Below are 21,417 nucleotides of genomic sequence, written 5' to 3'. Positions count from 1 at the left end.
CGCCGGTCATCGGCCACCCCGCAGCACCGGCTCCACCGGTGCACCGAGTCCGCCGGCCCGACGCACGAACTGCTCCACGAGCCCGGCGACGCGGTGGGCGTGACGGTCGAGATGCAGCAGGCTGCCGTGCGTCGCGCGGGGTACGACGTGGAACTCGGTGGGGAACCCGCCGGCGGCGCCCGCGGCCAGGACGGCCTCGCGCAGGCCCTCGTAGCGAGGCTCCTGCTCGACGGTGACCTCGGCACAGGCGACGAGGGTGGGTACCGGGTCGGCGAACAGCGCCCGGTCCCGCGCCATCCAGCGGGCGGCGGCGAGGTCGTGCCCGGCGCCGACCCAGGTCGCGTGGTCACGGGTGTGGGCGGCGACCCGGCCGCGGACCTCGGCAGGCAGCTCCGACGCCGTCGGGGCCGCCTCCAGCAGCGCGCCGAGGCCCCAGCGGGTCGCGGCGGTGCAGGACCGCACGACGCGGTCGAGATTGCGCTGGCTCGGGTCGTCGGTGTCGAGCAGGGCCTCGCGCAGCGTGGGGTCGAGGGCGACGACCGCGGCGAGACCGGGGATCCCGCTGCCGGCGGCACGGGAGACCAGGACCCCGCCGATCGAGTGCCCGACGAGGACGACCGGGCGCGAGCCGCGCAGGGCCGTGACGAGATCGCGCAGGTCGTCGGTGACGCGGTCGTCGTGACCGCCCGCGGCGCCGGGCGCCGCGGTGCTCGCGCCGCTCCCGGCCCGCTGGTAGCTCACGACCGGCCAGTCCTCGGGCAGGTGACGGCGCACCCACTCCCACTCGTCGCTGCTGGCTCCGAGCCCGTTCTCCAGCACGATCAGGGGCGCCGAGGCGTCGGCCCCGGTCCCGGTCACCCGGTGACGCACGGCGCTGCCCCGCGAGGTCAGCAGCTCCCGCTCGCCGGGACGGGGCCGGCGTACCGAACGGCTCCGTCCGAACCGGGCCACGGCGAGACCCGCCACGGCCGCGGCTCCGGTCAGTGCCGTGACCCGGACCATGAGGTCGTCGCGGGGCACGTCGCCGGGACGGTCGTCGCGCCCGGTCACGTACAGCACCGCCGGGTACATCGCAGGGAAGGCCAGCAGGAAGCGGTTCAGGCCCATCAGCCGGGCGTTCGCCAGGTGGAACCCGGCGGCGCTCGCCACGGCCAGCGGGGCCAGCACCCGGCCGGGGCCGACCATCGCCAGCGGGAACAGCGCCTCGACCGCCACGACCGAACGACCGAGCAGCCGGGCGACGGCGGGGTGCCTGCGGGCCAGGCGCCATGCCCCTTCGTGCCCGTAGGTCCGGGTGCGCAGGACGCCGACGACCGCGTCACCGGTGCGCCAGGCCTCGCCGTGGGTCTTGGCCCACCCAGACATGCCGTAGGACAGCGCACCCTGCAGCGCGACGTACCAGAGGCAGGCGTCGACGAGCGCGGGACGGCGGGGGTGGAGCCGTGCCAGAGCCGAGACCCCCTGTGTCAGCAGCGCCACCTGGTCGGACCCGTCGCGCCCGTACACGTTGCGCGGGTGCAGCAGCAGGTGCGCGCCGGTGAGGACGACGCCTGCGGCCGCGCGGACGCCACGGGGACCGGGCGCCACCAGCGTCGCGGCGGCACCGATCCAACCGACCAGCAGGGCGCGGGACACCCGCGCATCACCGGTCAGCGCGACGACCGCCCGGGCCGGACGCCACCGACCGGTGAACCGGGTCGGGACGGGCGTGTAGTCGCCCATGCCGCCGTTGCGCCGGTCGGTCTCGTCGAGCAGGTACTCGATCCCGGACACGAGGTGGGCGATCGCGGCGATCGTCTCGGTCGCGCGCAGCGCGGTCTCCCGGCTCGGGGCCCGGTGCCGCCGACGGGGCCACCCCGGGCGGCGTCGCGTTCCGGCTCCCGGCACCGCCGCCCTCACGTCGTCCTCCCGGCCAGGGTGAGGAGCCGGCGCCGGACCTCGTCGGTGAGCGGGAGGACCGGGCCGTGCGCGACCGTGGCCCAGACGACCCGGCCCAGGGCCCGTGCCTCGTACCACCAGCCACGGGGAACGTGGAGCACGTCCCCGGGCAGCAGGACGGTGCCGAGGCGGCTCTGCCCCCTGTGCAGGGGGAAGTCGAGGTCGTGCCGCGGGTCGTCGAACTCCACCCGGCTCGCGGTGGGCCAGCCCACGCACGGGTAGTGGGCGGCCGTGGAGTCGGGCGGCTCGATGACGACGCGGGTACGTCCGTACAGCTGGACCAGGAACAGGTCGGTGGGCTCCCAGTGCAACCGCATGCGCATCGAATCACCCAGGTGCAGACGCGTGTAGTCCGTGGCCGCGGTCCAGTCGGCGGCGGTCGGGAACAGCGGCCCGAGGTCGAGTCGCCCGAGCAGCCCGGGGAGGCGGTCGAACGGGATCGCCGGTGCGAAGTAGACACCGTCGGCGTGCATCGACGCGACCATCGCGCCCAGCGCGGCCCGGTCGACGTGGACGCGGGTCGTCCCCGCGGGGTCGCCGGGCCGGTGGCGTCGGCGTCGCACACTCACCTCGAGGTCACCGAACGTGCGCGCCAGGTGCTCCGGGGACCAGGTGCCCTCGGTCGTCACGACCGCACGCTCGACCACGACCGGACCGCCCCGCCGGGTGTCGGGGGCCGTCCGCGACCACCCCGGCGGGGTCGTGCGTGCCACGTCCGCGGCGATCTCAGCGGCTGTCATCCGGCTGCTCCTGCTCGGTGCCTGAGGGATGCGGGAGGGCGGTGGCCCCCGATCGGACCGATCGGGGGCCACCTCGTACGAGGGTCAGCCGACGACCGTGCTCGACGAGTCCTCGCTCATGTCGGGGCAGTCCTCGTCGGTCTCGAGGGCGCAGTTCGCGGCGGCCGGGGTGGCGACCGCGGGGGTGAGGCAGGTGAACGGCATCGGCGACGACGCGGCGAGCCACGCCGACCGCTCGATGTCGATGCTGATGCCGGCCAGCGGGCCGGACGGGTCGTTCGCGTTACGCAGAAGTGCGGACACGGGCTTCTCCTTGTTCGGAACTGCCGAGATCGACACCGGTTCCGGGGCCGACGTGCCCACAGTGGCGTGCGCCGTTAACGCTGCGCGGACTGTCGATAACGCCCGGATCCACCACCGACCGGAGACGTTCGAGACTCCGGATGCGATCCGGCGCGCCGGGCACGGAGGCGGTGACCATGATCTCGTCGGGGGCCAGGCGCGCGACGATCTCGGCCAGCCGGTCGGCGACGGTCGCGGGCGAACCGACCGCCTGCGCGCCGCACAGGGCGTCGACGACGGCCGCCTCGTCCTCGGTCCACGGCAGCGCCGAGGCCTGCTCCACCGACGGCATCACCACCGGCTCTCCGCGGCCCTTCTGCGCCCCGGCGACCACGATCGGCCGCAACAGGGCGCGGGCGTGGTCGTCGGTCTCGCCGCACACCACCTGGACGCACACGACGGTGTGAGGTCGGGCCGCGGACGGCGACGCCCGGAACGCCGCACGGTAGGCCGCGACCGCGTCGACACCCCGGTCGGGGGCCAGATGGTGCCCGACGACGTAGGGCAGACCGTTCCGGCCGGCCAGCTCGGCGCTCTCGACGTGCGAGCCGAGCAGGTACACCGGGACCGGCGCACCCCCCGGATCCCCGGGGACCCGGACCGGCGTCCCGCCGTCGGTGGACGCCCGGCCGGCGAGGTGGTCGAGGAGCTGCCGGACGCGGTCGGCGTACGGCGTCGGTGGGGCGTCCCCGACGCCCAAGAGCCGGGCCGTCTCCCGGCCGGCCCCCGACCCGCGGCCGATTCCGAGGTCCACCCGGCCGGGGTGCAGCGCGGCGAGGGTCCCGAACTGCTCGGCCAGGAGCAGCGGCCGGTGGTAGGGAAGCAGCATCGCCCCGGAACCGACCCGGATCCGGGTCGTGGCCGCGGCGATGTGGGCGAGTAGCACCGGCGGCGAGGCGTTGGCGGTGATCGGGGAGCCGTGGAACTCGGTCACCCAGAAGCGCCCGAAGTCCAGCTCCTCGGCCGCCCGGGCGAGCGCCGTCACCTCGCGCAGTGCCGCGGCGGCCGTCGTGTCGGCCGTGGTCGGTACGAGGTCGAGGACGGACAGGGGCACCGTCGCGGCGGGCGTCATCGCAGCGGCCGGACCGACGAGACGTACTGCCGGTTCTGCGGACCGCCCTCGCCACGGCAGCGCAGTACCGAGAACTGGTAGGCCGGTACGTGCGGCGACCGATCGCGGACGGCGTGTGCGGCCATGCCGTCGAGCACACGCAGCTCTGCCGCCGCCGGCGTCATGTCGCCCTTCGTCGCCGCCCGGCCGACGGCCGGCAGGATGTTCGACAACGCCCGGTCGCGTCGCCGGTCCGGGAACCACACGACGTGCCGGACCGTCCGCGACGCGACCGGTGCCGCGTCGAACCAGGGCCCGACGGAGCCGTCCCCGGCGACCGTCCGCACGTGCAGGTAGTCGTCGTAGCTGATCGGGTTCGGGGTGAAGAACTTCCAGTTGGGGACCACGGAGCCCCACCGTTCGTGGCGGCGGACCTGCTTCGGGTCCACCCACGGCAGGTTCCCTGCCGACATGACGACCCACCAGGTCGCCAGCAGTGCCACGAGTACCGTCGCGCGCGGATCGCGCAGAGCCGTCATCGCCATCACCATCGCCTCCGTGATCTAGGTCTGCGCAGGGTGCGGCGCCGGGTCGTGCCCGCGGCGCGCTCGGACGCCGGACGGGCCGGGCCCCGAGGGGCCGGCTGCCGACGGGGCGGTCCGCGAGAGGACCGACAGCGCGGCGCCGACCACGGCGGCGCCGGCGCCGAGGGCGGCCGCCGCGCGGGGGAAGCGGTCGTCGCGCCGTGGGCCGGTGTCGCCACGGACCCGGCGCGGACCCGCGGTGTAGAGGACGGCGGGGTAGGTCGCGGCGAACGCGGTCAGGAAGCGGTTGAGCCCCATCACCCGGGCGTTGGCGAGGTGGAACGACAGCGAGGCGAGGACCACGGCCCACGCCGTCCGACCGCTGCGGTCGGCCCAGGCCAGCCCGAACCCGCACTCGAGCGCGACCACCGCCACCTCCAGTCCGCGCCCGCAACCGGGGACGCGGTCGAGGTACCGCGCGAGAGCCGGATCGCCGTAGACGCGCAGCCGTACGACACCGAGGACGGCGTCGCCGCTGCGCCACCCGGGGCTCATCAGCTTGGCCACGCCCGCCGCGGTGTACGCCATCGCCGAGGACAGCGCGACGAACCACAGCCCCGCGTCGATCGACGGGGGGCTCCCGCCGGCCCCCCTGGCCAGGGCCACTCCCACCTGGGCGACGAACGAGGCGTGGTCGGATCCGTCGCTGGACAGCCGGTGGCGTGGGTGCAGCAGGGCGTGGCATCCCGCGGACACCAGGCCGCCGACGAGGCGGTGGGCCGGCCGCGACGACGCCAGGACCGTCCCGGAGGCCACCACCTTCAGGACGTGCAGTGCATCGGTGGTGCGCGCGTCGGCGACCCGGCGCACCAGGGCGTGGGTCCGCGGGGAGCGCAGCGTGGTCAGCGCCTCGGCGTCGCCCCAGAACTCGACTCCGCCGGGCCGACGGTCCGCGGGCCGGGCCAGGTACTCGGCGCTGGAGACGACCTCCGTGACGGCGGCGAGGACCTCGCACAGACGCAGTGCCCGGTGCCGGCTCAGGGTGGGTGTCACCATGGACCGATCGTCCCGGCGAGCACTAACACGGGCGGGTCGTCCGCTAACGCCGCAGCTGCACCGCCGGTCGGGCGCGTTACCGGGTACACGCGACCCGTTACCGCGCGACCCTACCGTCGCCCCGGTGCACCCAGACTCGAGCGCAACGGTGGCGGAACGGGTGTCGCTGCCGGAGTGGCAAGCCGACCCGGAGCGCTGGCGCGGTGCGCGGGCGGTGGTCGTCGACGGTGCGTTCGCCGACTCGACGGCGGTGGCCACCTGGACCCCGCAGCGGCTCGCCGCCCGCTTCCCGTCCGTGGCCGTCGAGGCCAGACACGTCCGCCCGGAGGCGTGGGGCGACTGGTCCCTGGTCGAGTCCGAGCCGACGACCGTGGCACGTTTCGTCGAGCTGCTGGGCACCGGCGCGACCGCGCAGATCCTGCAACAGCCGATCGGACCGTTCCCGGGCCTGCTCGAGGAACTGAACCCGGGCCGGATGGTGGATCCGCCGTACACCAGCGTGAACCTCTACCTCGGCCGCGGCACACGGACCCCGTTGCACTACGACTGGCAGGAGAACCTGTTCGTCCAGGTGTTCGGCTCCAAGCAGTTCGTGCTGGAGCCGCCGGACAGCCCGGCCGGGCGCTACGTGCACGACGGCCCGTCGGCCCACATCAGCCGGGTCGATCCCCGTGCGCCCGACCCGGTCCGGTTCCCCGCCTACGACCCCGACCGGCAGCGGAGTGTGCTGCTCGCCGCGGGAGACGCGCTGTACCTGCCGCCGGGCTGGTTCCACGACGTCACCGCGCCGGGCACCTCGATCTCGGTGAACTGCTGGTTCGGCGAGTTCCTCGGGGCCGAGGAGGAAGCCCGCTACCGCGCCGCGACCACCCGTCCCTGACACGTCCAGCCCCGGAGCGCGCAGTGCCCAGATTCCCCGATGCCACGGCCGACCACCACCGACGGATGCACGCGTTGAGCGAGGCGACGGGGCCGCAAAGCGTCCACGAGACCGCTCAGCAGTACCCCCTCTACGCCGAGGAGTACGTGCTGGCCCGGTTCGTGATGATCGCCGATCTGCTCCGCAGCACGCTCGAGGTGCCCGGCAACGTCGCCGAGCTCGGTTCCTGGCGCGGTGCCAACGTCGTGCACATGGCCAAGCTCCTGCGCGTGTTCGACGCGCACTCGCCCAAGCGGGTCCACTGCTTCGAGAGCTTCGCGGGCCTGCACGACTTCGACGAGCACGACGGGTCCGCGGCGGAGCAGTTCCGCGGCACCCATCAGGGCTCGAAGGAGCACCTGCTGGCCGTGATCGAGGCGTTCGACCTCGGACGCGAGATCGTGATCCACGACGGCGACCTGGTCGAGACCCTGCCCCGGGCCCTCGCCGAGTCGGCCGGCCTGCGGTTCTCCTTCGTCTACCTCGACCTCGACCTGCACCGGGCGACGGCGGTGGCGCTGGCCCGGCTGCACGACCGTCTCAACCCGGGCGGGCTGTTCGTCCTCGACGAGTACGGATGGGACGAGCTCCCCGGCGAGACGCACGCGGTGCACGAGTTCCTCGCCGAGCACGGCGACGACTACGACATGCGGTACCTCAGGGCCACCCGTCAGCCGACGCTGGCCCTGCGGAAGCGGAACGGACCGGAGGCGGAGAACCGACGATGAGCAGCTCGGACATCACCACGGGGGGCGGGCGGTCCGCGGCGGGTCCGATCCGGATCAGCCTCGCCGAGTGGCAGGACGACCCCGCACGCTGGCGCGGCCGCCGGGCCGTGGTCGTGCGCGACGCGTTCGCCGACACGACGGCCGTGACCACCTGGACCCCGGAGCTGCTGGCGCAACGGTTCCCGGAGGTCCCGGTGCTGGCCAAGGAGATCCCGCTGGAGGCCTGGGCCGATCCGTCCCGCGCGTCGTTCGAGCGGATGGACCTGCGGCGCTTCGTCGGGCTGCTGCGTGCGGGTGGTTCGTGCCAGATCGCCCAGCAGCCGATCGCGCCCTTCACCGGCCTGGCCGAGGAGGTGCAGCTGGAGCGGATGGCCGAACCGCCCTACCGCCGGGTGTACCTCTGGTTGGGCCGGGGTACGAGGACCCCGCTGCACTACGACCGGATCGAGAACGTGTTCGTCCAGGTACGGGGCACCAAGCAGTTCGTCCTGGAGCCACCGGACAGCGCGGCGGGCCGCTACGTGCAGGACGCCCCGACCGCACACCTGAGCCGGGTCGACCCCTACGCGCCCGACCCGGGCCTGTTCCCGGACTACGACCCGGACGCCCAGCTGCGGGTGCTGCTGGGCCCCGGGGACGCGCTGTACCTGCCGCCGGGCTGGTTCCACGACGTGTCGGCGCCGGAGGAGTCGATCTCGGTCAACTGCTGGTACGGCGACACCCTGTCGGACTAGTGGCGCACCGGTCCGGCCCGCCGTCCACGGGGGCCGGACCGGTGCGCCACCCGCCCCGCGCACCCGCGTCGGTCACCGTGAGCGGCCCGCGGGCACCTCGACGGTCCCGTTCGTCTCGGCGGACGGCACGACCGATCCGGTGGCGACGAGACTGCGGTAGACACCGTCGACGGCGTACAGCTCGTCATGGGTCCCGCACTGGACCACACGGCCGCGGTCGAGCACGACGATCCGGTCCGCGTCGCGGACGGTCGACAGCCGGTGGGCGATGACGACGGTGGTCGTGCGGCTGTCGCGCAACCTGCGGGTGATGGCGGACTCGGTGATGTTGTCCAGCGCGCTCGTCGCCTCGTCGAGGACGAGCACCGCCGGACGCCCGACGAGGGCGCGGGCGAGGGCGAGGCGTTGGCGTTGCCCTCCGGACAGGGTGCCGCCCCGCTCCCCGATGACCGTGTCGATGCCGTGCGGCATCCTCGCGACGTCCTGGTCGAGGCTCGCCGCACGCACCGCAGCGACGATGTCGGCCTCGTCGAGCTCGTCGTCGCCGAAGGCGACGTTGTCACGCACGGTCCCCTGGAAGACCACCGGGTCCTGCAGGACGACCCCGCACTGTCGTCGGAACGACCCGAGGTCGTGGGCGTGCAGGTCCAGGCCGTCGACGAGGACCCGGCCCTCGTCGGGCGGGAGCAGGCCGAGCAGCACTCCGGAGAGCGTGGACTTCCCCGAACCCGACCCGCCCACGATCGCCACCCGGGCGCCGGCCGGTACGTCGATCGAGACGTTCTCGACCGCCCACGGGCCCTGCTCGCCGTAGCGGAAGGAGACGTCCCGCAGCTCGATGTGCCCGACGACGGGCGGCAGCGGCGGGGTGTCCCGCTCGGCCTGGTCGACCGGCTCCTCGAGCACCGCCGAGATCCGTTGCACGTGACCCTGCACGGTCTGCAGTGCCTGCAGCGCCGACACCAGCTGGGACAGCGGCAGCAAGAAGTTGTTGGCCAGGGCGATCAGCGCCAGCGCGACGCCGAGGGTCAGGGCACCCGAGAGCACCTGCGCCACTGCGACGAGCAGCAGCAGGCTCGACGCCGCCGCGGCCACGGTCGTCGTGGTGGCCGAGACCGCGGCGGCGAAGCGCTGCCGCCGCATGCTCGCGTCGAGCTGTCCGTGCAGGCGCCGGGCCCAGCCCGGCAGCATGCCGGCCTCCCGCCCCGACGCCTTCAGGTACGCCGCCCCGTTCGCCACCTCGACGGTGAATCCCTGGGTGTCGGCGACCTGCTCGAGCTCACGCCGGGAGTACCGGGCGAGCCGACGTGCCGGTAGAACCAGGACCGTCACCTCGACCGCGCCGATCGCGAGCGCGCACAGGGCGAAGGTCGGGCTGATCCACATCAGCGCGACGGCGTACACGATCACCTGCACCACGGCCAGCAGGCCGGTGACGGTCTGGCCGGTCAGGGCGTTGCGGATCGCGGTGTTGGAGGAGAAGCGCTGAACCAGGTCGCCCGTGGGGCGTTCCCGGAAGAACCGGTAGGGCAGGGCCATCATGTGCGCGAACAACGCGGTCATGAGCCGGTTGTCGAGCCGGCCGGCGACCAGCGCCGCCAACCGACCACGGAGCAGGGCGGCGAGGAACGTCGTCAGCGTCAGCAGCGCGAGCCCGACCGCGACCGGGGCCAGCGTCCCCGGCAATCGTGCGGGCAGCACCTCGTCGACCAGCACCGCGGTCAGCACCGGGCCGGTCAGTCCGACGACCATCGCGAGCAGCGACAGGGCGATCATCCCGGCGAGGACCGGGCGGAACCCGTCGGTTCGGGCCACCTGTCGCAGCAGGACCCGCCAGCCGCGGTCGGCGGTCTCCCGGTGCTCGCTGAAGAACTGCGGTCCCGGGGCAAGGGAGAGCACGGTGTGCTCCGGGTCGGTCAGGAGCTGGCTCGTCCGGACGCGGCTGCGCCATCCGCTCGTCGGGTCGAGGACCGCGTAACGGCCCAACGAACGGCTCTCAAGGAGCACGAACAGATCGCGTCGCTGCAGAACGGCGGGCAGCGGCACGTCGGGGAGGCTGTCCCGTCCGACCTGCAGGGCCACCATCTCCAGGCCGAAGCTCCGACCGACCTGGGAGATCGTGGCGACCGAGGTACGACTGGCGGCGCCGCACCGATTGCGCACCTCGTGCAGGGTGGTGGGTCTGCCCAAGGTGGTCAGCACGGTGGCCAGACAGGCGGCACCGCTGTCCCGGGCGTCGCGGACCACCACGAGGTGCGGAGCCAGTGAACCGGTCACGGTGCACCGAGTCCTCGGCCGAGGAACACCAGGGCGAGCGGTCGTCGCCCGACCTGCACCGTCGCCGGAACGGGCGAGCGCACGGGAGAGCGCAACGGACCGGCCACCATCGGTCCGCCCACCGATCGGACCGCGATCGTCACCGGGACGCCGTCGGGCGGGGTCAGCTGCGCCGAGGTCTGCGTTCCGGGCGGGGCGAGACAGCTACGGTCCAGACGGACCACGACGCACCCGGCCTCCCCCGGCGGGACGCCGAGCTCCGCGCACCGCGACGCCCCCTCGACGACCGCCCGCGTGGTGATGTAGGTCGGGACGGTGATCAGCGCGCCGGCTGACACCACGGCACCAAGGACAGCCGCCAGGCCCGCCAGAAGCAGCCAGGAGCGGCCCCGCTGGCGCGAGAACGGCGGGGGCGCGGCGGGCGACGTCGACATCTGTACCACCGTAGGGAGCGTCGACTAACACTTGCGGGATCGCCGATAACCGGATCACGCATCGACCGGGGTGTCACCGGACCCGATCTGACGTCACCGTGAGGTTTCACGCCAGCTCGGAGTGGTGATCAGCTGTCTGAGGCCGGGGCGGCCCCTTCGGCGGGAGATGCGGCTTGATCGTCCAGGATGCTGTCGAGTGCGCGCCAGGTGGCCTCGTTCTCTCCTGGCGAGAGCATCCGAGGCAAGCCTGGATGCGTTCGGTGTTGTATCAACCGTTGGTGTAGACGAACAGCTCGTTCTCGGCCTCCCTCCCGGGGCCGCCACGATTTTCGGTAGACGAGCTCGGTCTCGAGCGCAGAGAAGGTTCTCCAATAGCGCCTAGGGCGTGTCTCCCAAGGAGGTGGATCGGGGTGCGCGATGCTTGAGCGGTGTCGCGCACTGCGGTCCTGACCGACGCTCAGTGGGCCCGTCTGGCCCCGCTCCTACCTTCGTCAGAGGGGCGTCGCGGGCGTCCGTTCCGAGACGACCGCCGCGTACTCGAGGGGATCATCTACCGGTACCGCTGCGGGCTGGCCTGGCGTGATGTCCCGTCCGAGTTCGGGCCGTGGCAGACGTTGTGGAAGCGCCACCGCCGCTACTCCGGCGACGGCACCTGGGACCACATTCTGGCTGCTCTACTGGTCGAGGCCGACGCCGCCGAGGTGGTCGACCGGGCGGTCAGTGTGGACTCCACGATCATCCGCGCCCACCAGCACGCCGCGACCCTCAAGCGCGCCACAGGGGGCCGGATCGAACTACAAGAATCTGCGCGTCGAGCCGCTCGATCACGCGTTGGGCCGCTCCCGCGGCGGTCTGACCACGAAGATCCACCAGCTCGTTGACGGACACGGCCGCCCGCTGGTGGTACTCCTCGGCCCCGGCCAGGGCGGCGACTCGCCGATGTTTCCGCGCCTGATGGCGCACCTGAGCATCGCCCGGCCGGGTCCGGGGCGACCCTGGACCCGGCCTGAGCGTCTGCGCGCGGATAAGGCCTACTCCTCGCGCGCGATTCGCCGGCATCTGCGAGAACGCCGGATCGTCGCTACCATTCCGGAGCCCTCTGACCAGCAGGGACATCGCAAACGACGCGGCTCGCGCGGCGGCCGACCGCTCGCATTCGATCCGGTCGACTACTGAAACCGCAACGTCGTCGAGCGCGCGTTCTGCCACGTCAAGCAGTGGCGCGGGCTGGCCACCCGATACGACAAGCTCGCCCTGACCTTCCGCGGCGGCGCTGGGTTGAAGGCGATCGTCACCTGGCTCCGCGCTTTAGGAGACACGCCCTAGCCGAGCTCGGGCTGGTCGAGGGCGAGCGTGTCGAACAGGACCGTTCGCCGGCCAAGACCGTCTACCGCCTCACCGACGCGGGACGAGCCAGATTCGAACGGTGGCAGTCGACCGACCCCGACAGCGAGACACCCCGGCTGCGACACCCCGTGCTGCTGAGGATGTTCCTCGACCCGCGAAACTCTTCCGGCCGCGGTCACCGCCGGATGCTCGAGGCCTACCGAGCCGATCTCGAACAGCAGCGGGCGCTGTTCCGCGACGTGCTCACCGACGTCCTCGACGAGCACGGGGCGCTGGCCCGCGATATCGACCCCGCCCGCAGCACCGCGCTCTACGGACTCCGGGCCACCGAAGCCGCCCTACACTGGTTCAACGAGATCACTCGGGACCGCGCAGCCCAGGAAGCCGACCCGACGGCCGACTCCCGATCGTCATCGTGATGACCAGGACGACGAGCGGACCACCTCAGCGATCTCTGCCCGCGACCGGCCGGGTGGCGAGCAGGTAGCCGTCGGGTCGCACGATCGTCGATCCCGCACCCGCCAGCAGGCCTGCGTCGGGCGTGCAGATCGCGGCGTCGTCGATCGGGGCCGTCGCCAGCGAGTCCGGCATCGGCAACTGCTCCTGCCCGGGAACGGAGACCCGCAGGAATCGGCCGGAGGCGAGGCGGGCGTGCAACGACGAGCCGTCGTCGAGGGTCAGGTCCGGCGTCCGGGCACCAGCGAGCTCGCCCGTAGGAACGTCCGGGAGCAGCGCCGCCGGGTAGGTCACGGCGAAGCCGGACACCTCGCCGGCCATCGCCCGGTTCGCCTCCGGCACCGCGAGCAGGTCGCTGATCACCGCACGCAGGTGGGTGTTCGCGGGCTCGAACCCCGAGACGAGCCGGTACTGCGCGACGGTGTTGGTGAACAACCGCTCCCCCACCGGTCGCCGCTCGGACTCGTAGGTGTCGAGCAGTATCTCCGGGGCGCGTCCGGTCACGACCAGGGCGAGCTTCCAGCCCAGGTTCATCGCGTCCTGCACACCTACGTTGAGTCCCTGGCCGCCCATCGGGGCGTGGATGTGCGCGGCGTCGCCGGCGAGCAGCAGCCGGCCCTGTCGATAGGAGGCCGCGAGGCGCGTCTCGTCGGTGAAGCGGGTGAGCCAGGTGGCGTCGCGCATCCCGAAGTCGCGGCCGGTGGTGCGTCGCAGGGACTCCCGCAGCTCTTCAAGGCTCAGGGGCTCGCTCTGCGGCAGGTGCCGTCGCGCGGTGTCGAGCACGATCACCCGCGAGTGCATCCCGTCCCCGGACGGGAGGATACTTGCCCCGCCGTGCTCGTTCGAGCCTCCGGCGATCGGGGGTCCTGGCGGCAGGTCCAGGATCACGTCTCCCATAGCGATCGAGTCGGTGGCCGGCAGACCCGCGAACTCGATACCGGCGCTGCGCCGCACGAGGCTGCGCGCACCGTCGGCGCCGACCACCCAGGCCGCGCGGATCGCGGTGCCGTGGGCGAGCTCGACCTCGACCCCGTCGGCCCGTTCGGCGACGCCTGCGACCTGCACGCCGCGTCGGATCTCGACGCCAAGCTTGAGCGCGTGTTCCTCGAGGATCGCCTCCGTGCGCGATTGCGGGATGAACAGCGCGAACGGGTAGGGCGAGTCGAAGCCGGCGAAGTCCAGTCGCGTGTCCAGACCGGCGAAGTGCCCGGTCGACATCGGCTGGCCGACCGCCAGGAACCGCTCGGCCAGGCCGCGCAGAGCGAAGGTCTCCACGGTCCGACCGTGCAGGGTCAACGCCCGCGACTGCGCGACCCGCTCCGGGCGCCGCTCCAGCAGCAGCACCCGCGCCCCGCCTAGACGCGACTCGGCAGCCAGCCACAGCCCGACCGGCCCACCCCCGACCACGACGATGTCGTAGCTCTGAATATCCCTAACAGCGTTAGTCACGCGGCCAAGCTTGCCCCTACCAGTGTTAGGCTGTCAACCGGAGGTGGAACCACGGTGGAGCGCCGCGAGATCGTCGAGGGGGCCGTCGCCCTGCTCGACCAGCACGGGGAGTCGGGGGTGACGATGCGTGCCCTGGCCGGGCGACTACAGATCAGCGCGCCGTCGTTGTACTGGCATTACCCGTCGAAGCGGGACCTCTTGGAAGACGTGGCGGACGCCCTCGTCGCCGACGTTGCGCTCGGGCGAGGCGATCCCGCCGTTCGGATCGACCCGGCGCAGCGACTGCTCGTGCTGCTCGGAGATTTCCGCCGCGCGCTGCTCGGGCACCGCGACGGCGGCCGCGTCTTCGCCGGGACCTTCACTCTCGGGCCGCACGTCCTCGACCTCAGCGAGGCGGGAACGAGCCTGCTCGTGGAGGCGGGGGCCGCGTGCGCGGGCGAGGCGCTCGACACCTGGTTCAACCTGGTCCGCTTCGTGGTCGGATCGGTCATCGAGGAGCAGGGCGCGGCGGGCCAGCCCGAGCTGGCCGGCCGCCGCGCCGTCTTCCGCGAGGCCAACGCCCACCGCCCGACGATTCTCGCGGCGACCGAGCGCGTCTTCGCCCCCGACGAGGACCGCCGGTTCGAGGATGGAGTGCGGCGGCTGATACAGCCGCCCGAAGTTCGTCGGCCAGCCAGACCACGAACGACCTTCTCACCCTCGACCTGAGGGCAGGTCAGCCTGCCTCCTAGGGCGCCGACCGAGAGACCGGTCCGTGCGTTGCCGGTCGGTGAGCACCCTGCCGGCGGTGAGGGCGAGGTGGGTGGCTGCGGCGGTGCCGAGGACGGCGAGCAGGGGGGCGGCTGGCGTCGCGCTCGCCTGCAGGCCGAGCAGGCCACCGAGGACCGCGGCGGGCAGCGCGATCGTGACGGAGAGGCCAGGCCGGGCCGGCGTCGACGTGGTGGGGGACGGCTCGGTCAGGGCGGCGCCGAGAGCGATGAACAGGGCCACGCCCGGTAGGACGGCGGTGGCGCTGAGCACCGAGTCCCCTGGGAACACCGTCCAGGTCAGGAGTACGCCGAACGACCAACCGGCGAGTCCGAGAGGGAGCCAGATCGTCGCGCGGACCCAGGTTCGGGTGCGGGCGGCTGTGTTCCGGCGGCGGGCAAGGGCCACGAGCAGGAGTGCGCCGAGGGCGAGCAGGCCGAGCGGGATGCCGACCAGGAGCCGGGCCGCGGTGCTCATCGACACCGGGATCGCGGTGAAGTCGGGTGCACGGTCGACGAAGCGCGATGCGTCGACGCCGCCGGTGTCGAAGAACGTGTTGACCAGGTGCCGGGCGGCGTCGGGCTGCTGGGCCCAGATGTCGGTGGTGTGGCCGAGTCCAGGCAGGACGACCTGGTGGCCGCGCGGGAGCAGGGGAAGCAGGTCGGCGGTGGCGTTGTGCGGCGGGGTGGAGAAGTCGAGGCCGCCGCTGACGAGCAGGGTCTCGACCTCGCTGGGGCGGGTTCGGCGGTACTCCGCATTGAGCGGGTCCTGGGGCCACGAGGACGACCAGCCCTGTGGGCCGCCCCACAAGAAGTCGGTGGAGGCGTTACCGAGGATGGACCCCGGGTCGCCACCGGCGGCGTAGTAGGCCGCCACGTCCGGGGCGTCGAGCGAGGCGTAGGAGGCGAACTCGCCCCACACATTCGACCCGGGCAGGGCGAGGTCGGCGAGGACCGACATGGCCCACAAGGCGCCGGGATCTCCGCTGGTGAGCGCATCGAGGGTGGTGGCGGCGTTGGTCGGGGCCGACTGGGCGCCGTTGTAGTGCATCCCGTACTGGCCCAGGATGCGGACGTTGGTGCTCTTGATCGTAAGCGGACCCCAGCCGGTCGGCAGGTGGGCCGTGGAGTCGCGGAGCGCGGCCACCAGGTCGGGGGTGCGCTGGAAGCAGAACGGGTCGCGACGGCACAGCTCGCCGTACTGGGCGAACTGGGCGTCGGTCACCCGCGGGTCCCAGAACATGTGCCCGGGAGGATTGACCGAGATCATCACCGACCGTGCGACCGCCGCCGGATGGCGCCAGGAGTAGGCCAACGCGGTCCGGGTGCCGGCACTGGAGCTGAGCAGATCCACCACAGGGTAGTCCAGGGCGGTCCGTGCGGCTTCGAGGTCGTCGACCCTCTCGGCGACCGAGTAGCCGGTGAGGTCGACGCCGTCGTCGCGCAGGCGCGTCGAGCACAGCTCGAACGCGCGAGCCGTGTCGAGCAGGGTCTGCGGGGCGGTCAGTCCCTCGCGGGAGAGCATCACCGTGGCGACCTCGGGGCAGTCCAACCGGCGGGAGCCGTCGACGCCGCGGTATCCGACGAGCACGACATCACGGTGCTCGAGGAAGCGACTGGCCTCCGGGAACTCCAGGTTGGACAGCCCTGGCCCGCCGCCGAGCCGGAACACCGGCTCCGCCGGACGTGGCGACGTCGAGCGGATCCGCAGGACCGGGAGCGCGATCAGCGCAGAGCCGGGGTTGCCGCGCTTCTCCGGCACCACCAGGGTCCCGCAGTCCGCGGCCCGGGTTCCCGCCTCGGTCTCCACCGAGCACGAGTTCAAAGTCACCGAGCCCGACGCCGCGCCCTCCGGAACCGCCACGGAACTCGGCCCGAGCATCGGAAGGACTGCTAGGGCCGACAGCACCACGACGAGACCCGCGATCACGGGGCCGGCCCGGTGATATCCGATTCTCATCCGCGCCGCTTTCATCTGCTGGCCTCTTCTCTGCGCTGCTGCGATGCCGAGCACCTCGGCGCATGCGTGCGTTGTCTCGACGAGAGCGTGGGGCTCTCAGACGACCGTGTAGGGCAGGAACTTGCCGCCCCAGACCAGGCGCAACCGGTCACCCTTCGGGTCGGGTTCACGTTCGAAGTCGAGGGTGAAGTTGATCGCGGACATGATCCCGTCGCCGAACTCCTCGCGGATCAGCTCGTGCAGCGCGCTGCCGTAGACCTGCAGCGCCTCGTGCAGGCGGAAGGTCACCGGCTCCGTGGGGTCGATCGCGCCCTCGCCGCGCACCGGCGGGAGCGAGAGCACGGCGACGGTGTCGTCGTCGAGGCCGAGCAGCCCGCCCACCTGCTGCGCCTGCTCGGCGTCGAGGGGCTGCTGGCCGAGCAGCGCCGAGGTCGTCCAGACCAGGGACCGGTCGGGGGCGTCGGCCAGCTGCTGCCAGCTCAGACCCTTCGCGTCCTTCGTATACACGCCCTCGCGGCCGGCGGTGAGACAGTCGTGTACCGGCGCCATCAGATCCTCCGAGAGGGGTGGGGTCGCAGCAAGAACGCGACGCGGGGACGTGAGCGGTCAGATCGGGAGGTCGGAGTCGTCGCCCTCGGAACGGGGGCCGTGGATGCGGCGCTCCGCCTCGGTGATCCGCAGGTCGTTGATGCTGGCCTCCCGGCGGCGCATGAGGCCGCTGTCCGCGAACTCCCAGTTCTCGTTGCCGTAGCAGCGCCACCACTGGCCCTCGGCATCGCGGCACTCGTACTGGAAGCGCACGGCGATCCGGTTCCCGGCGAAGGCCCATAACGACTTGCGCAGCGCGTAGTCGAGCTCGCGCTCCCACTTCGCGCTCAGGAACGCCACCACCTCCTCGCGGCCCTGCACCCAGGTGTCGCGGTTCCGCCACACGGTGTCGGGGGTGTAGGCCAGCGACACCTTCTGCGGGTCGCGGGTGTTCCAGGCGTTCTCGGCCGCGAGCACCTTCTTCGCGGCCGCCTCAACGTCGAACGGCGGAAACGGCGGACGGGGCTGGACCTCGGTCACGAGCACCTCCGGACTCTGATCAGAACCAACGTTCTGGAGTACCGTAGAACCAACGTTCTTGGGCCGGACAGGATTGACCGGGAAGGTGTGAGGTGGATCGCCTCGAAGCACGGACCCGTCTGCTGGTGGCGGCGGAGGAGCTCTTCTACGCCGAAGGCATCCACGCCGTCGGGATGAACAAGGTCCGGGACCGGTCCGGAGTGTCGCTCGCGCGGCTCTACGACCTGTTCCCGTCCAAGCAGCACCTGGTCGCTGGGTACCTGCGAGCCCGTGACGAGCGGTGGAGGAGGAGGCTGGCCGCGCACGTCGACGCCACCGCGTCCCGCGAGAGACCACGCTCGCGACTCCTCGCCGTCTTCGACTGGCTCACCCTCTGGTTCACCGAGCCCGGCTTCCGCGGCTGCGGCTTCATCAACGCCTGGGCCGAGACCACCACTGACGACTCCCTCGTCCTCGTCGCCGTCGAGGAGCACAAGACAGCGTTCCATGACTACCTGAGCGCCCTGGCCGGCAGCGAGGTCCCGGACGAGGTGGTCGACCAGCTGTACCTGCTCGCCGAGGGTGCCATAGTCACCGCTGCCATCACCGGACGACTCGACACGGCCCACACCGCGCGGACCGCGGCGGCCCGGCTCCTCCAGAGCTCTGCGCGGTGAGCTCCCGATCCGGCGTCGACATCGTGCCGCGTCGGTTCGAGCCACAGGACTAGCCTTCCCGGCCCGCCGGACGCGCGATACCTACACCTCCTCGCCGCGGTCGTTCGCACTGCCTGCCGCTCGGTCGGCGAGGCCGCCGCCTACCTCGAGCGCCAACCGATGACCACCGGCCTCGCGACGCCCAGCTAGGGCATGATCATGGGGATAGGCCGGGCCGTCGTTGACGACGGCCCGGCCGAACACGCTCTGCCCGTCTTCTGCCATCGGTCGAGGCAGCGAAGGACATCGCCATCCTCGCGCCACCGTCGACGGTGACAAAGGGGCGCCACGGCATCTGATCACCTCGTCGTCCTGTTCGGTCGAGACCCCATGGACTGACCCACGATTCCGGCTGGGGGCGTGCCCTGTCTCCGTCGCACGGAGGCCGGGTCGCCGGGGGTCGCGCGATCGCAAGAGGCCAAGATCAACGTTCCTCATGCTCAGGGCGGAGGGTGAGTCCGGCGAGGATGAGGTCGACGCCGGCCAGGAACTCCACCCGGTCGTCGTGATCGCGTAGTCGACCCGCGGCCGCGCGAGTAAAGCGGTACTGCTCGGAGTCGAGCTCGGCCCATCGGGCGGCGAGCTGGTCGAGGAACTCCTGGCGCCCGAGCGCGGCCTCCGGGGAACGCGCGTTGCGAGCCTGCTGACTGCCGGCGCCGATGATGTGCACCAGCAGCGCGGACGTGGCGGTGAACTGGGCGTCGGTCGGAACTCCGAGCGCCTGGACCTGACGGCCGATCAGTTCGAAGACCTCCAGGCTTGTCGCGTGCCACGGGGGGCGCGCCATTTGCGCCCCGACCCACGGGTGTGCCTCAATCACGTCGAACACCCCGAGGGCCACCGCCCGGATCGCATCCTGCGGCGAGCCGGCGGAGTCCATACGGCCCAGCGCACGGGCCACGACCAGCTCCGTGGCCGCGACGAGCAGCTCGCCCTTGCTGGCGACGTGCCACTGGATCGCGCCGTGCCCGGTCTCGAGCTTCGCCGCGAGCGCCCGGAAGGTCAGCCCGTCCTCGCCCGCCGCGTCGAGCAGCTCCACCGCCGCATCGATGACCCTCCGCCTGGTCAGCGTCTTGCGCTCCGCGTGGGGTGACGTCCTGGACATGCACCCATATTGACACGGCTGGTACCTGGTACCACTATGGTACTGCGTACCATCTTATAGCGAGGAGGACCGTCATGCTTAATGAGGTCACGATTGTCGGAGCAGGGCTCGGAGGCCTCACCCTCGCCCGGGTCCTGCACGTCCATGGCATCCCCGCCACGGTCTACGAGGCGGAGGCCTCGCCGGAAGCTCGCACCCAGGGCGGCCAACTGGACCTGCACGACTACAACGGCCAACCGGCCCTGGCCGCGGCCGGACTGATCTCGCAGTTCGAGGCCATCATCCACCGCGGCGGCGAGGCCACCCACGTCCTGACCCCCGACGGGACCGTGCTGCTCGACGAGCCCGACGACGGCACCGGGGGGCGCCCGGAGGTCCTGCGCGGCGACCTGCGCCGGATCCTGCTCGAGTCGGTGCCTGAGGGCACCGTCCGCTGGGGCCACCGACTCGCCGGCGTCGAGCCCGCGGGCGAGGGCCGGCACACCCTGCGTTTCGAGGACGGCACCACTGTCACCAGCCATGCCCTCGTCGGCGCGGATGGCACCTGGTCGCGGATCCGGCCCCTGCTCAGCGACGCGACCCCCGAGTACGCCGGGATCTCCTTCGTCGAGACCTCTCTGCACGACGCCGACGAACGCCACCCGGCCGCGGCGAAGGCGGTCGGCGACGGCGCCCTGTTCGCGCTCGCACCCGGGCGCGGGGTCCTCGCCCACCGCGAGGATGTAGGCGTCCTGCACGCCTACATCGCGCTGGTGAAACCACGCGAGTGGTTCGACGAGCTCGCCAACGCCGACGCCGCCACCACGATCGCCCGGGTCGCGGCCGAGTTCGACGGCTGGTCGCCCGCTCTGACCGCCCTGATCACCGACGCCGACACCCCGCCGGTGCTGCGCCCCATCCACGCCCTGCCCGTCGGGCACCGCTGGGACCGCGTACCCGGCGTAACCCTGCTCGGCGACGCCGCCCACGTCATGTCCCCCTTCGCCGGGGAAGGCGCCAACCTCGCCATGTTCGACGGCGCCGAACTCGCCCGGGCCATCGTCGAGCACCCCGACGACATCGAGACCGCGTTCACCGCCTACGAGACCGACCTGTTCACCCGCAGCGAGCGATTCGCCGCCGAGTCCGCGCACAACCTCGGGTTCCTCTTCGACGAGAACACCCCCGCCGGTCTGCTCGCCCTCATATCCGGTGGCGAACCCGACCACCACTGACGCTGACGCCCCGCACCACACCCACACGCCCGGCCGATGACCCGGAGAGACACGATGGATGAAAAGATCCTCGCCCTGCTGCTGGGGCCGAACTTCGCGCACGTCGCCACCGCCCGCGCCGACGGCAGCCCCTCGGTCACCCCGACCTGGGTCGACTGGCGCGACGACCACGTGCTGCTCAACTCAACCCCAGGGCGAGCATGGGTCAAGAACCTGACGCGCGACCCGCGAGTGACGCTCTCGGTCTCCGCGGTCGACAACCCCTACGAGTGCGCGACCATCCGCGGGCACATGGTCGCCACCACCACCGACGGCGCCGAGGAACACTTCACACAGCTCTTCGCGCAGTACCGCAACCGCCCGATGCCCTTCGGCGACGACGGCGACGAGCCCGACTCGCAGGATCCTGACCGACGCGAGCTCGTCCTCATCGCCGTCGACTCCACCCACTACCAGTGGCAACCCGGCCCCGGCGCCTCCGAGGAATACGATGCCTTCCTCGCCCAGATCATGAACCCGCCGACCGCTCCGGCCACCACGGGGCAGGACTGACCGACGGGATCGGTCATCGCGACATCGAGCGGCGGGACCGCGGCTACGAATGCGCACCCGGATACGGTGCAGCGATCCGTCG

At 72.3% G+C, this 21,417-nt stretch carries 21 protein-coding genes and 1 pseudogene; 9 read left to right on the top strand and 13 right to left on the bottom strand.

All coding sequences use genetic code 11. The annotated features are described in order from the left end of the window. Window positions 1–6 precede the first annotated feature (6 nt). The 6 genes from DMP17_RS45620 to DMP17_RS45595 form a co-directional block, all read right to left on the bottom strand. Window positions 7–1,899, bottom strand: a complete 1,893-nt coding sequence (locus DMP17_RS45620) for an alpha/beta fold hydrolase (RefSeq protein ID WP_337832916.1) — start codon at window positions 1,897–1,899, stop codon at window positions 7–9. Then, a complete protein-coding gene (locus DMP17_RS45615; protein WP_337832915.1) occupies window positions 1,896–2,678 on the bottom strand; it encodes a cupin-like domain-containing protein in 783 nt (260 codons plus the stop codon). Before DMP17_RS45615 ends, DMP17_RS45620 begins: the two co-directional genes overlap by 4 nt. Before the next feature lie 84 nt (window positions 2,679–2,762). Further along, window positions 2,763–2,981, bottom strand: a complete 219-nt coding sequence (locus tag DMP17_RS45610) for a hypothetical protein (protein WP_337832914.1) — start codon at window positions 2,979–2,981, stop codon at window positions 2,763–2,765. After that, window positions 2,962–4,092, bottom strand: coding sequence for an MsnO8 family LLM class oxidoreductase (locus DMP17_RS45605; protein ID WP_337832913.1), 1,131 nt, complete (start codon window positions 4,090–4,092; stop codon window positions 2,962–2,964). The genes DMP17_RS45610 and DMP17_RS45605 overlap by 20 nt, the downstream gene beginning before the upstream one ends. Next, the gene (locus DMP17_RS45600; protein ID WP_337832912.1) at window positions 4,089–4,616 is read right to left on the bottom strand and encodes a DUF5819 family protein; all 528 of its coding nucleotides are present in this window, start codon (window positions 4,614–4,616) and stop codon (window positions 4,089–4,091) included. The genes DMP17_RS45605 and DMP17_RS45600 overlap by 4 nt, the downstream gene beginning before the upstream one ends. 18 nt (window positions 4,617–4,634) lie before the next feature. Continuing rightward, the gene (locus DMP17_RS45595; RefSeq protein WP_337832911.1) at window positions 4,635–5,651 is read right to left on the bottom strand and encodes a hypothetical protein; all 1,017 of its coding nucleotides are present in this window, start codon (window positions 5,649–5,651) and stop codon (window positions 4,635–4,637) included. 124 nt (window positions 5,652–5,775) lie between these two features. On the opposite strand from DMP17_RS45595, the gene DMP17_RS45590 reads away from it, so the two are divergent. The 3 genes from DMP17_RS45590 to DMP17_RS45580 are packed head-to-tail and all read left to right on the top strand — an operon-like array spanning window position 5,776 to window position 8,032. Then, on the top strand, window positions 5,776–6,531 hold the full coding sequence (locus DMP17_RS45590) for a cupin-like domain-containing protein (protein WP_337832910.1): 756 nt from the start codon (window positions 5,776–5,778) through the stop codon (window positions 6,529–6,531). Window positions 6,532–6,554: 23 nt separating this feature from the next. Next, window positions 6,555–7,298: a TylF/MycF/NovP-related O-methyltransferase gene (locus DMP17_RS45585; protein WP_337832909.1), complete on the top strand. Its 744-nt coding sequence runs from the start codon at window positions 6,555–6,557 to the stop codon at window positions 7,296–7,298. Then, window positions 7,295–8,032, top strand: coding sequence for a cupin-like domain-containing protein (locus tag DMP17_RS45580; RefSeq protein ID WP_337832908.1), 738 nt, complete (start codon window positions 7,295–7,297; stop codon window positions 8,030–8,032). Before DMP17_RS45585 ends, DMP17_RS45580 begins: the two co-directional genes overlap by 4 nt. A 72-nt stretch (window positions 8,033–8,104) precedes the next feature. Here DMP17_RS45580 and DMP17_RS45575 read toward each other — a convergent pair whose 3' ends face one another. After that, a complete protein-coding gene (locus DMP17_RS45575; protein WP_337832907.1) occupies window positions 8,105–10,309 on the bottom strand; it encodes a peptidase domain-containing ABC transporter in 2,205 nt (734 codons plus the stop codon). Continuing rightward, on the bottom strand, window positions 10,306–10,743 hold the full coding sequence (locus tag DMP17_RS45570) for a hypothetical protein (RefSeq protein WP_337832906.1): 438 nt from the start codon (window positions 10,741–10,743) through the stop codon (window positions 10,306–10,308). Before DMP17_RS45570 ends, DMP17_RS45575 begins: the two co-directional genes overlap by 4 nt. Window positions 10,744–11,171: 428 nt before the next feature. Between DMP17_RS45570 and DMP17_RS45565 the strand changes: the two are divergent. Next, window positions 11,172–12,069 (top strand): annotated as a pseudogene (locus DMP17_RS45565) (IS5 family transposase). Window positions 12,070–12,230: 161 nt separating this feature from the next. Then, entirely contained in the window at window positions 12,231–12,509 is a 279-nt protein-coding gene (locus DMP17_RS45560; RefSeq protein WP_337832905.1) for a hypothetical protein, read from the top strand. Window positions 12,510–12,534: 25 nt separating this feature from the next. On the opposite strand, the gene DMP17_RS45555 is transcribed toward DMP17_RS45560, so the two are convergent. Next, window positions 12,535–13,995, bottom strand: coding sequence for an FAD-dependent monooxygenase (locus DMP17_RS45555; RefSeq protein WP_337832904.1), 1,461 nt, complete (start codon window positions 13,993–13,995; stop codon window positions 12,535–12,537). Window positions 13,996–14,049: 54 nt separating this feature from the next. On the opposite strand from DMP17_RS45555, the gene DMP17_RS45550 reads away from it, so the two are divergent. Continuing rightward, the gene (locus DMP17_RS45550; protein ID WP_337832903.1) at window positions 14,050–14,703 is read left to right on the top strand and encodes a TetR/AcrR family transcriptional regulator; all 654 of its coding nucleotides are present in this window, start codon (window positions 14,050–14,052) and stop codon (window positions 14,701–14,703) included. Here the strand turns inward: DMP17_RS45550 and DMP17_RS45545 are convergent. From DMP17_RS45545 to DMP17_RS45535, 3 genes are all read right to left on the bottom strand, one after another. Continuing rightward, window positions 14,689–16,605: an alpha/beta hydrolase gene (locus tag DMP17_RS45545; protein ID WP_337832902.1), complete on the bottom strand. Its 1,917-nt coding sequence runs from the start codon at window positions 16,603–16,605 to the stop codon at window positions 14,689–14,691. The two genes, DMP17_RS45550 and DMP17_RS45545, sit on opposite strands and share 15 nt — an antisense overlap. 192 nt (window positions 16,606–16,797) lie before the next feature. After that, on the bottom strand, window positions 16,798–17,250 hold the full coding sequence (gene cynS, locus DMP17_RS45540; RefSeq protein WP_337832901.1) for a cyanase: 453 nt from the start codon (window positions 17,248–17,250) through the stop codon (window positions 16,798–16,800). Window positions 17,251–17,307: 57 nt separating this feature from the next. After that, a complete protein-coding gene (locus DMP17_RS45535) occupies window positions 17,308–17,769 on the bottom strand; it encodes a nuclear transport factor 2 family protein (protein WP_337832900.1) in 462 nt (153 codons plus the stop codon). A gap of 92 nt (window positions 17,770–17,861) precedes the next feature. Between DMP17_RS45535 and DMP17_RS45530 the strand changes: the two genes are divergently transcribed. Beyond that, complete coding sequence (locus DMP17_RS45530; protein ID WP_337832899.1) at window positions 17,862–18,425, top strand: TetR/AcrR family transcriptional regulator; 564 nt, start codon at window positions 17,862–17,864, stop codon at window positions 18,423–18,425. A 463-nt stretch (window positions 18,426–18,888) separates the two neighbouring features. Here DMP17_RS45530 and DMP17_RS45525 read toward each other — a convergent pair whose 3' ends face one another. Continuing rightward, entirely contained in the window at window positions 18,889–19,569 is a 681-nt protein-coding gene (locus DMP17_RS45525; protein WP_337832898.1) for a TetR/AcrR family transcriptional regulator, read from the bottom strand. Between the two features lie 74 nt (window positions 19,570–19,643). On the opposite strand from DMP17_RS45525, the gene DMP17_RS45520 reads away from it, so the two are divergent. Continuing rightward, the gene (locus DMP17_RS45520) at window positions 19,644–20,783 is read left to right on the top strand and encodes an FAD-dependent oxidoreductase (protein ID WP_337832897.1); all 1,140 of its coding nucleotides are present in this window, start codon (window positions 19,644–19,646) and stop codon (window positions 20,781–20,783) included. 36 nt (window positions 20,784–20,819) lie between these two features. Beyond that, on the top strand, window positions 20,820–21,335 hold the full coding sequence (locus tag DMP17_RS45515) for a PPOX class F420-dependent oxidoreductase (protein WP_337832896.1): 516 nt from the start codon (window positions 20,820–20,822) through the stop codon (window positions 21,333–21,335). Window positions 21,336–21,417: the final 82 nt, after the last annotated feature.

The sequence above is a fragment of the Pseudonocardia sp. TMWB2A genome (assembly GCF_017312135.1).
The sequence above is the reverse complement of the archived record's forward strand: the minus strand, read 5'-3'. Positions and strand labels throughout refer to the sequence as shown.